The organism is Streptomyces sp. NPDC019937 (genome assembly GCF_040631655.1).
GTDB lineage: Bacteria > Actinomycetota > Actinomycetes > Streptomycetales > Streptomycetaceae > Streptomyces.
The window spans coordinates 26,175-44,631 of the sequence record NZ_JBEYAL010000019.1 but is presented as its reverse complement, the minus strand read 5'-3'; the positions used below and the strand labels follow the sequence as shown (position 1 = coordinate 44,631).

Annotated in this window: 12 protein-coding genes; 6 read left to right on the top strand and 6 right to left on the bottom strand. The window is 72.0% G+C overall.

The window, feature by feature from the left end; translation table 11 throughout:
- Nucleotides 1–125: 125 nt before the first annotated feature.
- A complete protein-coding gene (locus ABZ562_RS20430; protein WP_361481358.1) occupies nt 126–1,616 on the top strand; it encodes a DUF1996 domain-containing protein in 1,491 nt (496 codons plus the stop codon).
- Nucleotides 1,617–1,679: 63 nt separating this feature from the next.
- Here the strand turns inward: ABZ562_RS20430 and ABZ562_RS20425 are convergent, their stop codons facing one another.
- From ABZ562_RS20425 to ABZ562_RS20410, 4 genes are read right to left on the bottom strand one after another with little or no spacing between them, the layout of a single operon-like run.
- A complete protein-coding gene (locus ABZ562_RS20425; protein WP_361481355.1) occupies nt 1,680–2,555 on the bottom strand; it encodes a branched-chain amino acid aminotransferase in 876 nt (291 codons plus the stop codon).
- On the bottom strand, nt 2,552–3,817 hold the full coding sequence (locus ABZ562_RS20420) for an ATP-grasp domain-containing protein (RefSeq protein ID WP_361481352.1): 1,266 nt from the start codon (nt 3,815–3,817) through the stop codon (nt 2,552–2,554). The genes ABZ562_RS20425 and ABZ562_RS20420 overlap by 4 nt, the downstream gene beginning before the upstream one ends.
- Nucleotides 3,814–4,824: a DMT family transporter gene (locus ABZ562_RS20415; protein WP_361481349.1), complete on the bottom strand. Its 1,011-nt coding sequence runs from the start codon at nt 4,822–4,824 to the stop codon at nt 3,814–3,816. The genes ABZ562_RS20420 and ABZ562_RS20415 overlap by 4 nt, the downstream gene beginning before the upstream one ends.
- Nucleotides 4,818–5,663, bottom strand: a complete 846-nt coding sequence (locus ABZ562_RS20410) for a hypothetical protein (RefSeq protein WP_361481346.1) — start codon at nt 5,661–5,663, stop codon at nt 4,818–4,820. The genes ABZ562_RS20415 and ABZ562_RS20410 overlap by 7 nt, the downstream gene beginning before the upstream one ends.
- A 348-nt stretch (nt 5,664–6,011) precedes the next feature.
- Between ABZ562_RS20410 and ABZ562_RS20405 the strand changes: the two genes are divergently transcribed.
- Genes ABZ562_RS20405 through ABZ562_RS20385 form a run of 5 tightly spaced genes read left to right on the top strand, consistent with a single transcriptional unit; the run spans nt 6,012 to nt 13,356 of the window.
- Complete coding sequence (locus ABZ562_RS20405; RefSeq protein WP_361481343.1) at nt 6,012–6,515, top strand: hypothetical protein; 504 nt, start codon at nt 6,012–6,014, stop codon at nt 6,513–6,515.
- Entirely contained in the window at nt 6,515–7,909 is a 1,395-nt protein-coding gene (locus tag ABZ562_RS20400; protein WP_361481630.1) for a hypothetical protein, read from the top strand. The genes ABZ562_RS20405 and ABZ562_RS20400 overlap by 1 nt, the downstream gene beginning before the upstream one ends.
- A complete protein-coding gene (locus ABZ562_RS20395; protein ID WP_361481340.1) occupies nt 7,906–9,348 on the top strand; it encodes a VWA domain-containing protein in 1,443 nt (480 codons plus the stop codon). The genes ABZ562_RS20400 and ABZ562_RS20395 overlap by 4 nt, the downstream gene beginning before the upstream one ends.
- Nucleotides 9,349–9,403: 55 nt before the next feature.
- Nucleotides 9,404–10,516: an AAA family ATPase gene (locus ABZ562_RS20390; RefSeq protein ID WP_361481337.1), complete on the top strand. Its 1,113-nt coding sequence runs from the start codon at nt 9,404–9,406 to the stop codon at nt 10,514–10,516.
- A 26-nt stretch (nt 10,517–10,542) separates the two neighbouring features.
- Entirely contained in the window at nt 10,543–13,356 is a 2,814-nt protein-coding gene (locus ABZ562_RS20385) for a hypothetical protein (RefSeq protein WP_361481627.1), read from the top strand.
- Between the two features lie 26 nt (nt 13,357–13,382).
- Here the strand turns inward: ABZ562_RS20385 and ABZ562_RS20380 are convergent, their stop codons facing one another.
- Nucleotides 13,383–15,617, bottom strand: coding sequence for a pyruvate dehydrogenase (locus ABZ562_RS20380; protein ID WP_361481624.1), 2,235 nt, complete (start codon nt 15,615–15,617; stop codon nt 13,383–13,385).
- A 541-nt stretch (nt 15,618–16,158) separates the two neighbouring features.
- A complete protein-coding gene (locus ABZ562_RS20375) occupies nt 16,159–18,429 on the bottom strand; it encodes a heavy metal translocating P-type ATPase (protein WP_361481334.1) in 2,271 nt (756 codons plus the stop codon).
- Nucleotides 18,430–18,457 lie beyond the last annotated feature (28 nt).

Genomic DNA, 18,457 nt, shown 5'->3' with positions numbered 1-18,457 from the left:
AGGTCCCGGAACGCCTCGGCCAGGGCGGATCTGACGGAACGGTGACGTGATCCACCCCGCTGCCACGGTCCGGCCGCGGGGCTATAGCCTTCCGTCGAACGCGTCCGACATGACAGAGGAGTTCCATGCGACGCAATACGCGTAGGCGGTCGAAGACCGCGAGACGGGCGATCGTCGCCACCGCCGCGTTAGCCCTGGGGGCGGGTGGGCTGGTGACGGTCAACATGTACGCCTCGGCCGACGCGGGCGGATCGCAGCAGGGTGACAGCCGCGACCGGGCACTGTCCGCCCGGGCCTCCACCATCGACTGCCCCGACGTCGGCCAGCGCCTGAGCGCGGTGCCCCAGCGGGCCAGGGCCGAAGTGGACCGGGAGTTGGCCCTGCTGGACAAGCAGGTCGCCGAGGCCTACCAGCGGCTGGCCGGCTCCCAGCGGGCGATCCAGCAGGACGCCAACTTCGCGCAGAACGCGATCATGGGGCCGCTGAAGGACAAGCGCACCGCGACCATCGACCGCATCTCGATCGCCATCGGCAGAGTGGCCGCCACTCCGCAGGGCCTCGACGGGCTCGCCACCTGCACGCTGAAGGAGCAGTCCGGCGGCGGCCAGGGCGGCGGCCAGGGCGGCGGCCAAGGCGGTGGCCAGGGCGGAAACCAGGGCGGTGGCCAAGGCGGCGGTCAGGGTGGCGGTCAGGGCCAGAAGGGCAACGGCCCGGTGGCCGCGGACTTCGTGGACATCACCCGCGTCCAGCCCAATGTGCGCACCCCGCGCCCGGCTGGGAACGCCTCCAAGGGCCTGTTCACCACCACGTGCGGCGTCAACGCCAACAAGCTCTACAACACCGACAACGTCATCGTGGCGCCCGGCGTGTCCAACGGGGCGCATCACACCCACGACTACGTCGGCAACCAGGCCAACAACGCGTTCGCCGACAACGACACCTTCGCCCGTGGCCGCACCACCTGCCAGAACCAGGGCGACAAGTCGACCTACTACTGGCCGGTACTGCGACTGCAGGACGGCACCCGCGAGTTCGACGCGGACAAGCAGGGCGGCGGCGCCGAGGGCAACTCCGGCCGCATCCTGACGGCCAAGAAGGTCACCCTGGAGTACGTGGGCAACCCGCGCGGCAAGGTGGTGGCGATGCCCAGGTTCCTGCGCATCATCACCGGCGACGCGAAGGCCTTCAGCAACGGGACGGCGAACGCCAACGCCTCCTGGAGCTGCACCGGGTTCGAGAACCGGCAGCTGAAGGACAAGTACCCGATCTGCCCGCAGGGCAGCGACGTGGTGCGCACGGCGAAGTTCCAGAGCTGCTGGGACGGCAAGAACGCCGACAGCGCCAACCACCGCTCCCACGTGGCGTTCACCGACGCCGACGGCCGCTGCCCGAAGGGCTTCGTGGCGATTCCGCAGCTCGTGCAGCGCCTGGTGTACGACGTGGACGCGCCCAGCCTGAAGGACAACGGGAAGACCCGGCCGTTCTTCGCCGTGGACGGCTTCCCCGAGCAGTTGCACAAGCCGGTCACCGACCACGGGGACTTCATCAACGTCTTCGACGAGCGTGTGATGAACCAGATGGTGCGGTGCATCAACACCGGCCGCACCTGCCGCTGAGACACCGCGAAGCCCTGCCGGCGGCCCTGCTCCGGGCCCTCGGCAGGGCTTCGCCCTCTTTTTTCAGGGCGTGCGCACCACACGGGCGTACGCCTCGGACAGCGCCGTTGTCACCTTGCCGACGCCGTACCGGTGGCCGTCCACCGCGCCGGCCGGCTGGACCTCGTACGCGGTGCCGGTGAGGAAGACCTCGTCGGCCTCGGCGAGGGCGTCCGGCTCCAGCGGGCGCTCATGGACGGGGATGCCGAGGTCGTGGGCGAGGCCGATTACGGTCTGGCGGGTGATGCCGTTGAGGAAGGTGTCGGGGACGGGGGTGTGCAGGGCTCCGTCGATGACGAGGAAGAGGTTGGCGCCGGTGGCTTCGGCCAGCAGCTCCCGGTGGTCGAGCAGCAGGGCGTCGTCGTAACCGGCCGCTTCGGCCTCGTCGCGGGCGAGGGTGCAGATGTTGTACAGCGACGCCGCCTTGGCCCGCACCGGTGCGGTGTCGGGCGCCGGGCGGCGCCAGCGGGAGGTGCCCAGGCGGATGCCCTCCTCCTGCGTCGCGTCGCCGAAGAGGTTCGGCCACTCCCAGGTGGCGATGGCGACGTGGACGCGGTTGCCCGTACCGGCGACACCGAGCTGCTTGCCGCCCCGCCACGCCACGGGCCGGACGTATCCGTCCGTGATGTCCTGCCTGCGGACCAGTTCGCGTGCGGCGTCGGCGAGTTCGGGCACGCCGAAGGGGACGGTGAAGCCCAGTTCGTGCGCGGAGGTGTGCAGGCGCTCGCTGTGCTCGGTGAGTTTGAAGATCGCGCCACCGTAGACGCGCATCCCCTCGAAGACACCACCGCCGTAGTGCAGGCCGTGGGAGAGGACGTGCAGCTTCGCGTCGCGCCACGGCACGAAGGCGCCGTCGTACCAGATGACGCCGTCACGGTCGTCGAAGGGGAGGGACGTCATCGGTCACTGCCTTCCGGGGCGTACTCGATGCGGATGGCGGTCTCCAGCGTGCGGTGGAACTCCTCGGCCTCGGCGGTGGTGGCGTGCCGGGACAGGACGAACGCCGGGTATCCGGTGAAGTCCGGGTAGGGACGCACCACATCGCCGGGGAAGAGCATCTGCACGACGTGGTCCACCCGGGGGTCGGCGCGCAGCTCGTCCAGGCCGTGGATGGCGGTGATCCGCCCCGAACCGCCGCACGGCACGATGTAGTTGGCCGCCGCGCCCGTGGCGGAGGGGGTGCGGCCGGCGCCGAGGGAGCGTGGCGGCAGCCCGGCGGCGATCCGCAGCGCGTCCGCGGCGAAGTCCAGCCCGGTGACGTTCCGGACGATGTACTCCGAGACCCCCGAACCGCCGATGCGGGCCCCCAGCTCCAGCAGGTACGGCCGGTCGCCGCGCAGCCGCAGTTCGGTGTGGGTGGGGCCGTCGGCGATGCCGAGGGCGGTGTGCGCGGCGGTGACCTCGCGCCGGATGGCGTCCCGCACCGCCTCGGGCAGGACGGCGGGCGCGCGGTAGACGCTCTCCTCGAAGTAGGGCCCTTCGGGCTCGCCCTTGTAGCCGACACCGCACACCGTCACCTCCCCGCGGTGGGCGAGGGATTCCACGGCGAACTCGGGCCCGTCGAGATACTCCTCCACGATCAGGCCCCCGGCCCGGCCCAGCTTGTCCCGGCAGATCTGCCCGACCTCCTCGACCACGGCCTTCAGCTCCTCCGGCCGTTCCGCCTTGGTGACACCGAGGCTGGAGAAGCCGTGCGCGGGCTTGACCACGACGGGGAAGTCCAGGTGCGCGGCCTCCTCCCAGGCGGAGGGGGCCTTCAGGCCGACGAAGCGGGGCACGTTGAGCCCCGCCGCGGCCAGTCGCTCCCGCATCACCCGCTTGTCCTGCGCGCCGAGCGCCGCGTCCCGCCCGATACCGGGCAGCCCGAGGAGTTCGGCGGCCTCCGCCACGAACGGCACGGCCGGGTCGTACAGGGTGCAGATTCCCTGGAACGGGGTGGTCTCGTGCAACTGCCGCAGCGTGGCCAGGGCGCCCGCCCGGTCCCCTTCGACGTCCAGCCGCAGCACCTCGGCCACGGCCGGGGGCAGCCGGTCCGCGCTCACGGTCTCGTCGGGGCGGGGGACCAGGATGAGGCGGATACCGGCGCGCTCGGCGCTGTCGAAGACCCAGGGCAGCGTCGTCCGCTGGTACACCAGGACGATGCTGGGCTGCTGTGTGTTCACGATGTTCCTCGCATCCGTGGCATTCCGGCCGGCGGGCCGGTGTCGTCGGTCGTGCCGGGGCCGGTGGCCGGAGGCCGCGCCCGGCGGGAGCCGCCCACCGTCAGCCACACCCCGGCCGAACAGGCGACGATCAGGACGAGCACGACCGGACCGGGCGGGCCCGCCCACCCCAGCGCCCATTCCCCGAGCCGGATCAGGAACGGCACCACCAGCGCCACGGCGGAGGTGAACAGCGGGCCCTTGCGCAGGATGAGTTCGTGCGAGATGAGGAAGACCGGGGCGGTGAGCCCCGCGCCGAGCAGCGCCACCCCGCCCCAGTCGGCCGCCGTGACGCCGCCCATCGGCACGAAGAGCGCGGTCGTCAGCCCCAGCATGACCGCGCCCGCCCCCGTGATGGCGGGCAGCGCGGCCAGCGGTGAGATGTCGGCCATGCGCTGCCGGTAGACGTAGCCGTAGAGGGCGTACGTGAACGTGCCGCCCAGCGCCAGCAGGGCACCGGCCAGCAGGGTGCCCCCGCCCGTCGCCCCCTCGCCGCCCGGTCCGTCCGCCACCGCGTAACCGCACGCCGCGGCCACCGCGAGCAGGGTGCCGCACATCTTGCGGACCGTGCCGCGCTCGCCGAAGGCGACGATGCCGATGACGAAGGTCACGCACGGCAGCAGCGAGACGATCAGGCCCACCCGGGAGGCGCCGATCCGGCCGATGCCGAGCAACGTACCGGAGTAGTACGCGAAGAACCCGAGGAACGCCAGCAGCAGGAACCCGCCCGGGCGGCCGAACCCCTTCCGGACGTCGGGCCAGCTGCGCGGGCGGAGCACGGCGATCACCGAGATGGCCAGGAAGCTGGCCGCCGTCCGGCCGCTCGCCACGGCGAGCGCGGGCACACCGTCCACCAGACGGGCGGACATCAGCCAGCCCGCGGCGAGCAGCAGCACCATGAGCACCGACAGCGCGGGCACCACCAGCGGTTCGCCACGCCGCGGCGGCGCCGGGGGGCCCGTCACCACTGCGCGAGCGAGAACGTCAGCGGTGGCAGCCGGTCCAGGCTCCGCCTGGCCCGCAGCAGCACCCGTTGGTCCTCGGTGAACCGGTAGCGCTGCCTGGGCTCCCCGGCGGGCGGGCAGGAGCGCACCAGGGCCTTGGCGGCGGCCCGGTACTCGTCGTCGGTGGTGACCTCGGCCTCCATCTTCTCGATGGTGGTGACGTAGTCCCGCAGCGCGGCCACGGTGGCATCCCGGTCCAGGCGCAGCAGACGGCCGTCGTCCGGGGAGCCGGTCAGCGCGCCGCGCTCACGCAGCCAGGAGTAGAGGTCCACGGTCAGGACCTGGTGGACGGTGAAGACCATGGGGACCGGGCCGAAGTCGCGCAGGACCCGCAGTCCGTGCCGCTCCGCGGTGACGAGCGTGGTGATGCAGCCCTCGGCCTTGCCGGCGGCGCAGTCGATGGCGGCCTGGGAGTTGCTGAGCACCTCATGGACCTCGGCCGTGCCGGGGACGAGCCCCCGGGGCGCCGGATGTGAGGCGACGGTGGCCGGTGCCGGCGTTCCGGCGGAGGCGAGCACCATGTTGTGCGTCGGCATGACGAAGCTGTCGACCATCGTCAAGCGGTGGAGGTTGCCGAAGACCAGGGTGTGCAGGGCCGGGTAGACGGCGCAGGCGGTCAGGGCGTGCTGCCCGTCGGCCGGGACGGCTTCCAGCGCCGCCTCGATGGAGGAATGCAGCTGGACCGTTCCCTCGACGCCGCGTCTGCGCAGCCATTCGTGTGAGGCGGCTTCCAAGTTGGTCCCCTGCGGGCCGAGTGTGTGCAGGTGGCGGACGTGATCCGGCCCGGCTTGGATATGCCGCATGATCCCCCCATGTTTTGTGTTCGCTTCGGCGGCGTTCCCCGGAAGCTGAGAGGATAAAAACAGGAGTAAACGGCAACAAACAAGAGCTTTCTGTCAAACATTCCAGATGGCGAGATTCGATGCCTGATGGATGGCGTTATTCGGCCAGCTGCGTCATTCGGCCAACTGGCCGCCGGTGTAACGGAATGCGACGCTCCGACTCCTTCGCGCCCCTCTCCGCCACTGCGTCCCCTCCGTCGCCCCCGGTCGTACGTCCGTGAGGGGCGTTGTCAGTGGGCGCACGTATGTTCATTCGTGCCGCACCGCAGTGGTGCGCAAAGTACCCCCGTGCGCAAAGGAGATGACGCGTTGTCAGCTTGGGAGAGGTCGAGCACGGCACGGGTGATCCCACCCGCGCGGCCGCGCAAGCTCGCCAAGGTCCCGTTCGTCGAGCTGGCCGACGGACGGTTGCAGGGCGTGGTGTCCAGCGGCTCGGACATCGGCCGGGTCTACGTCTCGTCGGTCGCGTCCGGCACCTACGCGTTCGCCTGCAGCACCAACAACAACCGCCCCTGTGGCGGCGCCCACGGCTCGTACTGCAAGCACATCATGGCCCTGATCAGCGAGGCGGTGCTGCAGTACGGCGCCGGGCGCGTCGCCCGCTATCTGAGGGTCGAGGCCGCGGACGGTGAGCCCACCGCGCTGACCATCACCGCCGACATGGCCGACACCTTCCCCTCGCAGGCGGCATCCCAGGCCGCCGCGGCGGTCTTCAGCCGGTTCCTGCGCCATCTGACCTACCTGGAACTCGCCCCGGTCACCGCGCCGTTGCCGGAGATGCAGTGGTTCCCGTCGACCAGGGCGGTGGCGTGATGCGCGCCGATCTGCTCGCCGAGCCCATCACCGACCTCGACGAAGCCCTGGCGGCCGTCGACGCCTTCGACCAGGCACTCGTCACCGGCCTGCTCCGCCCCCAGCCGGGCCGGGCCACCGGTACGGCCGATCTCGCCCAGGCCGTCGCGGGCACGCCGCTGGCCGCCAGGGTCGCCGAGGCGGCCGAGAAGGCGGCGGCCGGAGCCGCGGGCGAGGACCACTTCGTCGCCCTCGCCGCCGCCCGCACCGCACTGCTCGGGTCCGTCCACGACGCACTGCTGGCCCGGGCCCGGGAGGCGATCGCGCGGCCGGGTGGCGAGGAGATCGCCCCGGCCCCGGCGTCCGGTGGGCAGGAAGCGGTGAACCTGCTGGTCGCCGCCCGCTCCTGGCTGTCCGATCTGGCGCGCTCCGGATGGCAGGGCATCGACCACGACGTGGTCTCCGGATCGGCGCGCATCGTCTCCGAGATGCTTCCGGACCCGGCCCTGCGGCGCCTGGCGACGCTCCTCGACGGCTTCGCCGCCGAACTCGCCGCGTCCTGCCCGGGTGCCGCCCTGGACCGCGTTCCGGCGCGCCGTTGGGCCGACCTGTGGGCGCGGGGGCTGCTGCTGACGCTGCCCGGCGCGGCCGCCGCACCCGCGACCGGCACGGTCACCGGCCGCCTCCTGCCCCTCGGCGTCGATGTGCGGGAGCACGCGACCGCGGCACAGGCCCAGGTCCACGCGGTGTTCGAGCCCGCTGACGGCAGCACGCCCCGCCTGGTGCGGGCCAGTGTGTCGGCGCCCAAGCCCGACACGGTCGTCGGAGTCGGCATCTGGCAGCTGCTCAGGCCCCATATGTCGCTCCTGGCGGCCGTCAGCGAGGGCCGCGCGATGGACCTCACCGACATGCCGGTCACCGCCGAGGGCGACCTGCTCTGGAGCGACGAGCACGCACGCCAGGGCGAACCCGCCGACCCCTTCGCCACCGCCCGCGTCGCCCTGCCCACCGCCACCGACGCGCCGACCGCGCCCCTGGACCGGCATCCGGCGCGGATCGCCGTGCCCGTCTTCCTGGAGGGCTATGCCTGCCAGAAGGACGACGACGCGCCGGTGTTCACCATCGCCGGACATCCGCTCGCCGTCGACACCGACCGCCTTCCGGTGGCCGGTCCGCTCACCCCCGAGGCCGTCGCCGGGTCCAGCGCCTGCGTCGGACTGCTCCGCTGGGACGCCGGGGCGTATCGCGTCCAGCCCCTGGCCGTGGAGAAGACCGTGCGGAAGAAGGCCGTCGCCCTGCACGCCGGGGCATGGGCCGGGGGCACGACCGACAAGGCCGGGGTCAAGGCCGAGAAGGCCGCCACCGACGCCGTGGCCGCGCTGCGGGAGCGGGCCGGGAGGCTGCTGCGGACATGATGGAGCACACCACCCCGGACCCGGCTGAGCACACCACCCCGGACCCGGCCCACGACAACCGCCGGCAGGTCCTGTACTGGCGGCTGCTGGCCCGCCTCTTCGACCCCGAGGAGCAGGCCACCCTGGAATCGGCGAGCCTCGCGGTCGTGGAGGACATCGGGCTGCCGCCCGCCCTGCTGGACCCGCAGGCCTCCGTCGACTCCATCGTGCAGCGCCACCCGGGGCTGGCCGACGAGTTCGACGGTCTGATGACCCCCGAGCCCGGCGAGGACGGAGCGCGCGACCGGGCCGCCGAAGTGCGGCGCGCGGCGCTCGCCTCGAAGGTTCTGCTCAACGTCTTCGCCCCCGGCTCCGGCACGGTCACCGCCGGACAGCTGGCGCGCTGGCAGTCCGACGCGGGCTGGCTGGAGCGCGCCCTCGGCTGCGAGCCCGGTGCGCTGCGCGGGGGCCGCTCCGGCGGGACTCCCGGCGGGAGGGCGGCGGGGCCGGGCGTCAGCCCGACCGGCACCGGCGGCCCGGGCACCACGCCCGACCTCAGCCGGCTGATTCCGGAGATCGGCCCGGAGCTGGGCGCCCTGGAGGCCGACCTCGTCAAGCGGATGCGTCTGCGCGAGGTGCTGGCCGACCCCCGGCTCGCCGCGCAGCTGACACCGAGCATGTCGCTCATCGAGCAGCTGCTGCGGGACAAGGACAATCTCTCGGGCGTGGCCCTGGCCAACGCCAAGGCGCTGATCCGCCGGTTCGTCGACGAGGTCGCCGAAGTGCTGCGCACCCAGGTGGAGAAGACCACGGTCGGCGCCCTGGACCGCTCCGTCCCGCCCAAGCGGGTGTTCCGCAACCTCGACCTCGACCGCACGATCTGGAAGAACCTCACCAACTGGAGCCCGGAGGAGGAGCGGCTGTACGTCGACCGCCTCTACTACCGGCACACCGCCCGCAAGACGACGCCGCAGCGGCTGATCGTCGTCGTGGACCAGTCGGGCTCGATGGTCGACTCGATGGTGAACTGCACCATCCTGGCGTCCATCTTCGCCGGGCTCCCCAAGGTGGACGTGCATCTGATCGCGTATGACACACAGGCGCTCGACCTGACGCCGTGGGTGCACGACCCCTTCGAATCCCTGCTGCGCACCAACCTCGGGGGCGGCACCGACGGCACGGTCGCCATGGCCCTGGCCCAGCCGAAGATCGCCGAGCCCCGCAACACCGTCGTGGTGTGGATCTCCGACTTCTACGAATGGCAGAGCGAGCCGCTCTTCGAGAGCATGGCCGCCATTCACCGCTCGGGAGCCAAGTTCATCCCGGTCGGCTCGGTGACCAGCTCCGGACGCGGCAACGTCAACCCGTGGTTCCGGGAGCGCTTCAAGGATCTCGGTGCGCCGGTGCTCTCCGGCCACATCCGCAAGCTCGTCCACGAGCTCAAGACGTTTCTCGCCTGATCCCCTCTACTTTTCTACTTTCCTGCTCAACTTTTCTGCTCAGAAAGGCCCTGTGATGTCCGACCTGTTGCGCGCCCCCGCCGAGATCAAGTACGCCGAGGAGCTGGACTGGCTGGAGTCCATCGACGACAACCCCAAGCCCTTCTCCTGGCGCCTGTCCCCGAAGATGATCCGCCTGTTCATCCTGGGCTCCGAGCGCTCCGACGGCCTGGACCGGGACATCGCCCAGAAGTGGTTCGGCGACCGCAGCTTCGTCGAGCGCTCCGTCGTCACGCTGGCCTCCGACCGCGGCCTGCTGCTCATCGGAGACCCCGGCACCGGTAAGAGCTGGCTGGCCGAGCTGCTGTCCGCCGCGATCTCCCGCAACTCCACCCTGGTGGTGCAGGGCACTGCAGGCACCACCGAGGACCACATCAAGTACTCCTGGAACGTGTCCATGGTGATCGCCAAGGGCCAGTCGCGGGAGGCGATGATCCCCTCGCCGATCATGACCGCCATGGAGACCGGCGCGATCGGCCGCTTCGAGGAACTCACCCGCTCCACCAGCGACGTCCAGGACGCGCTGATCTCGATCCTCTCCGAGAAGTACATCTCCGTTCCCGAACTGGACAGCGACAGCATCGTCTTCGCCAAGCCCGGTTTCTCGGTCATCGCCACCGCCAACAGCCGCGACCGGGGCGTCAACGACCTGTCCTCGGCCCTCAAGCGCCGCTTCAACTTCGTCCGCATCCCGGTCATGACGAACAAGAAGAGTGAGGCGGAGATCGTCCGCTTCCGCACCGAGGAGCTGCTGCGCCGCCACCAGCTCGAGCTGGACGTGCCGCCGACGCTGCTCGACGTCCTGCTGCGGAGCTTCGCCGATCTGCGCGCCTCGGCGGCCGCGGCGGGCAGCGACGACGAGAAGCTGGAGTCCGCGCTGTCCACCGCCGAACAGATCGGTGTGCTCGAGGACGCGATCCTGCACAGCAACTTCTTCGGCGAGCGCGCCCTGACCGCCCACACCCTCGCCACCTCGCTCGTCGGGTCGCTGGCCCGGCGCGAGCCCGAGGACCTGGCCATCCTCAACAAGTACCTGCACGGTGTCGTCGAGCCGCGCAGCAAGGAAGAAGGCGGATCCTGGCCGGAGTTCCTCGAGGGCGGCCGCGACGCGATCGCCACCCTGTCATGAGCCGCCCCGCCATGAGCGACCCCGCCATGAGCGGCACGCACCGGGGGACCTTCGAAGCCCTGCGCGCGCAGCTGCGCGAGGCCGCCGCGACGTTCGCCGACGGGCCCGACGCCCTGGAGGACATCCTCCTCGGTCTCGTCGACGACGTCGACCGCGCGGCGGGCGAGCCACTGGAGATCTTCCCCGTCTGCCACCACTCGCCCGCCTCGGCGATCGCGATGGCCCGCCGTCTGCGCCAGAAGCAGCCGAAGGTCGTGTACCTGGAGCTGTGCGAGGACATGGCGCCGCTGCTGACCGAGCTGCGCAACTGCCGCCTCCCGGTGGCGGTCCAGGCGTTCGCGAGCGACATCGACGGCTTCCCGGCCGAATGGTCCCCGCTGTCGGTGGTCGCACCGGTCACCGAGGCCTCGGCCGAGTACCAGGCGATCGCCTACGCGCTGGACACCCCCGGAGTCGAGCTGGTCCTCGTCGACCGTTCCTCGGACCACGTCTTCCAGTGGGACACGCGCGCCACGCGCCCCGAGGAGCCCGGCGCCGACGAGGGGGAGCCGGGCGCGCCCGCCGCCGACGAAGAGGCCGCGCTGCACGGTGACGCGGTCGGTGTCGAGATCGGCGACCTGCGGCCGCGCTTCGCGCAGCTGGAGGAGCACCTGCTGCGCCACGGCAAGGTGCGCCACTGGTCGGAGTGGTGGCACCAGTACGTCGAGCTGCCGCTCGGCGACGGCGACCACGACACCTACCGCCAGGTCATGTTCCTGATCGGCAGCCTCTTCCGGCGCCTCGCGCCCGGCGATCCGCACCGGGTGCGCGTGGACGAGGACCGCGAGCGCCACATGTGGACCAGGATGCGCGAGCACCTGGCCGCCACCGGCACCGATCCCGCGGACTGCCTCTACGTCTGCGGCGCCTTCCACGCCGCCAGCCGCGTCGAGGAGTTCGGCGTCCACGGCGCCGACACCTACCGGATCAGCCCGCGCACCGCCACCACCTGGCAGTACGGCCTGATCCCGTCCAGCCACGCGGCGATCGAGGCGCAGTTCGGTCTCGCCGCCGGTTCGGTGTCGATCGCCGCCACGGTCTGGGCGAAGAACGTCAAGCGCACCCGGGTGGAGCCGTTCCGCCTGGCAGGACAGGCGGGGACGAAGAAGACCAAGCCCCGGAAGCACACGGCCGCGCCCGCGCCCACCACCCCGGCACCGGCCTCCGACAAGCTGACCGGCTTCCTGCGGCAACCGCCCGTCCTGGACCGGCTGGACGAGACCGAACTGCTCGGCTGGTCGGTGGAGATCGTGCGCGCCGCCCGCCGGAACGGGTACCTCGCCTCCACCGCCGACGCCATCGCCGTCTTCGAGACGTCGATCCTGCTGGCCGGGATGCGCGACCGGGCCAAGCCCACGCCGTACGACTTCCAGGACGCGGCCGTCACCTGCATCGAGAAGGACACCGTGCCCGGCCGGCGCGATGTGCGCCGGCTCGTGGAGATCATGTTGGGCGGCGACCGGATCGGGAAGGTCGGCTACGACGCGCTGCCACCCCTGGCCCGCGACGTGCACGACCGGCTCGCGCCGCTGAACCTGAAGCTCCAGCAGCGCGGCGTGCAGCGGGCGCTGCTGGACATCGCCTCCCGGCCGGAGCTCCAGCAGTGCTCCGACGTGCTGTGGATCCTGCGCTATCTGATGCCGCACGGCACCGCGCGGCCGATCATGGGCGAGCGGACCCTGGGGGAGCGGCCGATCCAGGAGTCCTGGGACGTGGCGCTGGGCACCCATCAGCGGGCGCTCATCGAGCTGGGCTACGAGGGCGTCAGCATCGAGCAGGTCCTGGAGCAGCGCCTTCGCCGCGCGGCGTACGACCCCCAGGCCACCGCGGCGACCGTCCTCGAAGCCGTCGAGGACGCGACGCTGCATCTGCGTGGCCGCCGTCTCGCCGACGAGCTGGGCACCCGCGCCCTGGAGGTGCTGTCCGCCGAGCGCGGCGTCGACGGGGCACCGGAGGTGCTGCGCCGGGTGCGGCGGCTGCTGGCGTACTACCGCACCAGCGAGCCGGTGCTGCCACCGTGGATCGAGTCCTTCGTCAAGGCCGGATACGCGCACTACTGCACCCTGCTGCCGACGGCGTTCACCGACGACGACGCCACCGTCCGCCAGGTGGCGGCGATGCTGGGGTTCCTGTTCAGCATGGAGGGCCTGGCGCTGTCGCTGGGCTGCGACCGCACCCAGCTGGAGCTGGCCGTCGCCCAGTCGCATCCGGCGGACCCGTCGAAGACGGCGCTGCTGTGGGCGGCACAGCAGCAGCTCGGGCACCTCTCCCGCACGGACCTCCGGGCGAGGTGCGACGAGCTGCTGGCCAACCCCCTGGTGGTGCCCGCCTATCCGCGCTACCTCAGCGGCTTCGTCCACGCCCTGGAGCCCGTCCCGGGCCTCACCGACTTCGTCGTGGAGGCGGTGTCGCACGCCTTCGGGCGGCTGCCGGACACGGTGCTGCTGCCCTGGCTGCCGACCCTGATCACCACCCTGCGGTCGGGCGGCGCCGATCTGGCGCCCCTGCTGATCCGCGAGGCCGGACGGATCTTCCCCGGCCGTCTGGGAGCGCTGGACGCCTGGGTGCCGCCGTGGCAAGCACCACCCGAGCCGGAGACGGCTCGCCCCGCGCCCGGCGCGGAGGGTCACCGCCGTGGCGCGCTGCTCGCCGCCCACCCCGCGACCTGCGACGCGGTGGCGGACCTGCTGGGCTGCGACGGGACATGGCCGACGGCGGACTCCCACCCGGCAGGCGCGGCGCTGGCCGGTCGCCATCCGGACACGGCGGTGGCCCTGGAGGCGCTGCTGAGCGGCACCTGACCCCGACCACGACGGTCAGGGCGGGTTCAGTCGACGAGGTCGAGGGCGGCGGTGAGAACGCTGTCGCTGTCGATGCCGTGGTACCGGTAGACCTCGTCGAGGGCGCCGCACTGGCCGAACCGGGTCACACCGAGCGTGGTGACGGGCACCTGATGCACGGTGGCGAGGAAGGCCAGGGTGTGCGGGTGACCGTCGAGCACGGTGACCAGCGGGGTGGCCCGGTCGGCGGGGAAGACCCGGTCGAGGATCCAGTACGGTTCCTCCGCCAGGCCGCGCCGGGCCTGCAGCGCGCGGAACAGCAGGTCCGGGCTGGTCACGCACACCACATCGGCGCCATGGCCGAGCGCGTCGAGCCGTTCGGCCGCGGCCAGGGCCTCGGGGACCAGGGCGCCCATCGCCGCGATCGTCACCACCGGCTTGTCGTGGCGCCGCAACCGGTACCCGCCCGCGACCACCTGCCGGCGCCGTCGCTCCCGCGCGGCGGGGTCGGTGGGCACGGTGGCCAGGGACTGGTCCACCGGCCGGGTGGACAGCCGCAAGTAGGCCGAACTCCCCTGCGGGCGGCCGAGGTTGCCCAGCGCGGCGAGCAGACACCACTCGGTGTCGAGGGCGAAGGCGGGCTCGTAGGACACACATCCCGGCTGCTCTATGCCGAGCGAAGGGGTGGTGATCGACTGGTGTGCGCCGCCCTCCGGGGCGAGGGTGACACCGGACGGGGTGCCCACCAGAATGGACTGCCCGCCCGCGTACATGCCGAAGGACCACGGCTCGAGCGCCCGGTTGACGAAGGGGTCGTACACCACGCCGATGGGCAGCAGCGGCTGCCCCCAGCGGCTCCAGGTGGCGCCCAGCTCGCCCAGCAGACCCACCAGGTTGGTCTCGGCGATGCCCAGCTCCACATGCTGGCCGGTCGGCTTCTCCCGCCAGTGCAGGATCGTCTCGGCGTCGTCGGCGAACCAGTCGGTGTCCTCCGTGGCCGACCACACCCCGACCTTGTTCAGCCAGCCGCCCAGGTTGGTGGTCGAGCTGACGTCCGGGCTGACGGTGACGATGCGGCCCGCCGCCTCCGGTGCCCGGCGGGTGAGGTCCAGCAGCGCCCTCCCGAGCGCCTGCTGGGTGTGACCGGTCCCGGTGGGCGCCGGGCGGCCGAGGTCGGCCGGAACGGCGGGCGGCTGCCGCGGCTCACGCTCGGGCCGGCGCAGCCGGTGCGCGGCGGCCGCGCACAGGGACGCCTCCGCCGAGCCGTCGGGGAAGAGGGCCCACGGACGCTCCGGATCCGCCCCCAGCCGCTCGGCCAGCGGGCGCATCTGATCACCCGTCAGCAGCGAGGAGTGGTTCTGCGGATGGCCCTCGACGGGCAGCCCGTGACCCTTGACCGTGTACGCGAAGATCACGGTCGGCCGGGTGTCGTCGATGGTGTCGTACGCCTCCAGGAGGGCGCCGAGGTCATGGCCGCCCAGGTTGCGCAGTGCGGCAAGCAGCGTGGCGTCGTCCAGCCGCGCGATGAGGCCGGCGATGGGACCGGCCGTGGAGCCGCTGCCGGGCAGCCGCTCGCGCAGCTGGCCGGCGGTGCAGCGCAGCAGGCGCTGGTACTCGGGGTTGCCCATGGCGTCGATGCGGGTGCGCAGGGCGTCCCCGCCGGGCCGGGTGAACAACTCGCTCAGCAGGTTCCCGTACTTGAGCGTGAGCACCTGCCAGCCGGCGGCGGTGAACATGCCCTGCAGCCGGCCGGCGGCGATGCCGGGCACCACGCGGTCCAGGGACTGCCGGTTCAGGTCGACGATCCACGTCACCTCGCCCAGGGAGGACACCACCGGGTCCTGGATCGCCTCCCAGATCGCCCCCTCGTCCAGCTCCGCGTCGCCGAGCAGGGAGTACTGCCGTCCCGTCCCGGCGCCGCCGAAGCGTCCCTCCACATAGCGCCGCGCGAGCGCACCCCACAGGGGAGCGGTGGCGCCGATACCGACCGAGCCGGTGGAGTAGTCGACGCGGTCGGGATCCTTGGACCGGCTGGGGTAGCTCTGCAGTCCGCCGAACGCGCGAAGCGTCGTCAGGTAGGACTCGTCCAGCTCGCCGAGCAGGTAGTTGATGGCGTGCAGCACCGGTGAGGCGTGGGGCTTGACCGACACCCGGTCCTCGGCCGTCAGCGTGTGGAACCACAGCGCCGTCATGATCGAGGTCATCGACGCGCTGGACGCCTGGTGGCCGCCGACCTTCAGCCCCGTGGGGTTCGGCCGCACCCGGTTGGCATGGTCGATCATGGCCGTGGACAGCCACAGCACCCGGCGCTCGACCGCTTCCAGCGTGCCGAGCGTGCCGAGGTGTTCCTTCCCGGCCGGGTCCTTGCCCGGGGCCCCCGAGAAGGCCGCGTCCATGACCACATCAACCACCTCCGCCGCCTGGACCTGGTGTCCAGGAATACCGTGTGATGCGAGAAGTAGACAGAGCGCTCCCGTTCCGCGCAACATGTCTCCTTCCGGCTGGGCACATTGCCCATTGCCCCGGGGGACAAGACGGTCCCGATTGATCAACGTGACCAATGGCCCGGCGGCCGACACCACCCACGCGCGGCGTCCCCGTCGCGGAGCGCTCGATTCCACGGCACGTCGCATCGCGATGTGATTGATACCGTGCCGCGTGCGTCACTCGCTGATGGCGCGACGCTCCGGGCCCGGGCGGTGATCCGCCCGGGCCCGGAGGTTCGGTGTTCAGGCCCGCACGAGCCGGGTGATGGCCTTGGACGCCTCGGTGACCTTGGCCCTGGTGACCGGCCACGGTGGTCTCCTCGTCATCGTCCCCGGCTCATTGGTCCGCGGCCCGGAAGCCACGGAGCCGGAGGCTGTTCCCGACCACGAACACGGAGGAGAAGGCCATGGCGGCTCCGGCGATCATCGGGTTGAGGAGTCCGGAGGCGGCGAGCGGGAGGGCGGCGACGTTGTAGGCGAAGGCCCAGAAGAGGTTGGACTTGATGGTGCCCAGGGTCTTGCGGGACAGCCGGATGGCGTCGGCCGCGGCCCTGAGGTCGCCGCGCACCAGGGTCAGGTCTCCGGCCTCGATGGCGGCGTCGGTGCCGGTGCCCATGGCGAGGCCGAGGTCGGCCTGGGCGAGGGCCGCGGCGTCGTTGACACCGTCGCCGACCATCGCCACCGAACGGCCCTCGGACTGGAGCCGCTTGACCACGTCCACCTTGTCCTGCGGCATGACCTCGGCGATCACCTGCCCGGGGTCCACGCCCACCTCGGCGGCCACCGCCTCGGCGACGGTCTTGTTGTCGCCGGTCAGCAGCATGGGGGTGAGACCGAGGCGCCGCAGCCGCCTGATCGCTTCCGCGCTGGTGTCCTTGACCGCGTCGGCCACCTCCAGGACCGCGCGGGCCTCGCCGTCCCACGCCACCGCGATGGCGGTACGGCCGGCGGCTTCCGCCTCCGCCCTGGCCCGCTCCAGCTCCCGGGGCAGGGAGATGGCCCACTCCGCCAACAGCTTGGTCCGGCCGACCAGGACCGCGTGGCCCTCCACGACACCCTGGACACCGAGCCCGGCGACGCCCGCGAAGTCCTCAGGAGTCGGCAGGCCGCCCACCCGGGCGGACGCCCCCGCGGCGACGGCCCGGGCGATGGGGTGTTCGGAGGAGTGCTCCAGGGCGCCCGCGAGCCGCAGCACATCCGTCTCGTCCGTGCCGTCGGCGGTGTGCACCGCGAGCAGCGTCATCCGGCCGGTGGTGACGGTACCGGTCTTGTCCAGGACGATGGTGTCCACCTTCCGCGTGGTCTCCAGGACTTCGGGCCCCTTGATGAGGATGCCGAGCTGGGCGCCGCGGCCGGTGCCGACCATGAGGGCGGTCGGGGTGGCCAGGCCCAGGGCGCACGGGCAGGCAATGATGAGGACGGCGACCGCGGCGGTGAAGGCGGCGGTCAGGCCCGCGCCGTTGCCGAGCCAGAAGCCCAGCGTGCCCAGGGCCAGGGCGATCACGACCGGGACGAAGACCGCCGAGATCTTGTCGGCGAGCCGCTGGGCTGCCGCCTTGCCGTTCTGCGCGTCCTCCACCAGCTTGGCCATGCGGGCGAGCTGGGTGTCGGCGCCGACCCGGGTCGCCTCCACGACCAGACGGCCCCCCGCGTTGAGCGTGGCCCCGGTGACGTTGTCGCCGACACCGACCTCGACCGGAACCGACTCGCCGGTGAGCATGGAGGCGTCGATCGCGGAGGTGCCCTCGGTGATCGTGCCGTCGGTGGCGATCTTCTCCCCGGGCCGGACCAGGAACCGGTCGCCCACCGCCAACTCGCCGACCGGCACGCGCTGTTCGCGTCCGCCGCGCAGGACCGTGACCTCCTTGGCGCCCAGCTCCATCAACGCCCTGAGAGCCGCGCCCGCTTTCCGCTTCGACCGTGCCTCGACGTACCGCCCGGCGAGGATGAACGCGGTGGCACCGGCCGCGGCCTCCAGGTAGATGCTCCCGGCGCCGTCGGTGCGGGCGATGGTGAACTCGAAGGCGTGGGTCATGCCGGGCGTGCCGGCCGTGCCGAAGAACAGGGCCCACAGCGACCACAGGAACGCCGCGGTCGTGCCGACGGATATCAGCGTGTCCATGGTGGCCGCGCCGTGCCGGGCGTTGGTCCAGGCCGCCTTGTGGAAGGGCCAGGCGGCGTACGTCACCACGGGCGCGGCCAGTGTCAGGGACAGCCACTGCCAGTACTCGAACTGCAAAGCGGGAACCATCGCCATCGCGATCACGGGGACCGCGAGAGCCACGGCAGTGGTCAGCCTCTGCCGCAGCGGCCGCAGTTCGTCGTCCCCCTCGCTCTCCGCGCCGGAGCCCGGCGCCGCACCAGTGGCCACGCGGTCCGGCTCGGGCTCCCGGGCGGTGTATCCCGTGGCCTCGACCGTGGCGATCAGTTCCGCGACGGCGATGTCCTCCCGGAAGGTGACCTTCGCCTTCTCCGTGGCGTAGTTGACGGTGGCCTCGACCCCGTCCATGCGGTTGAGCTTCTTCTCGATCCGGGCGGCGCACGAGGCGCAGGTCATGCCGCCGATGGCGAGTTCGACCTCTTCGGCGCCGGGCGTGGTGGTGGTCATGTCTGCTCCTCGCAGCTCACGGATGTGA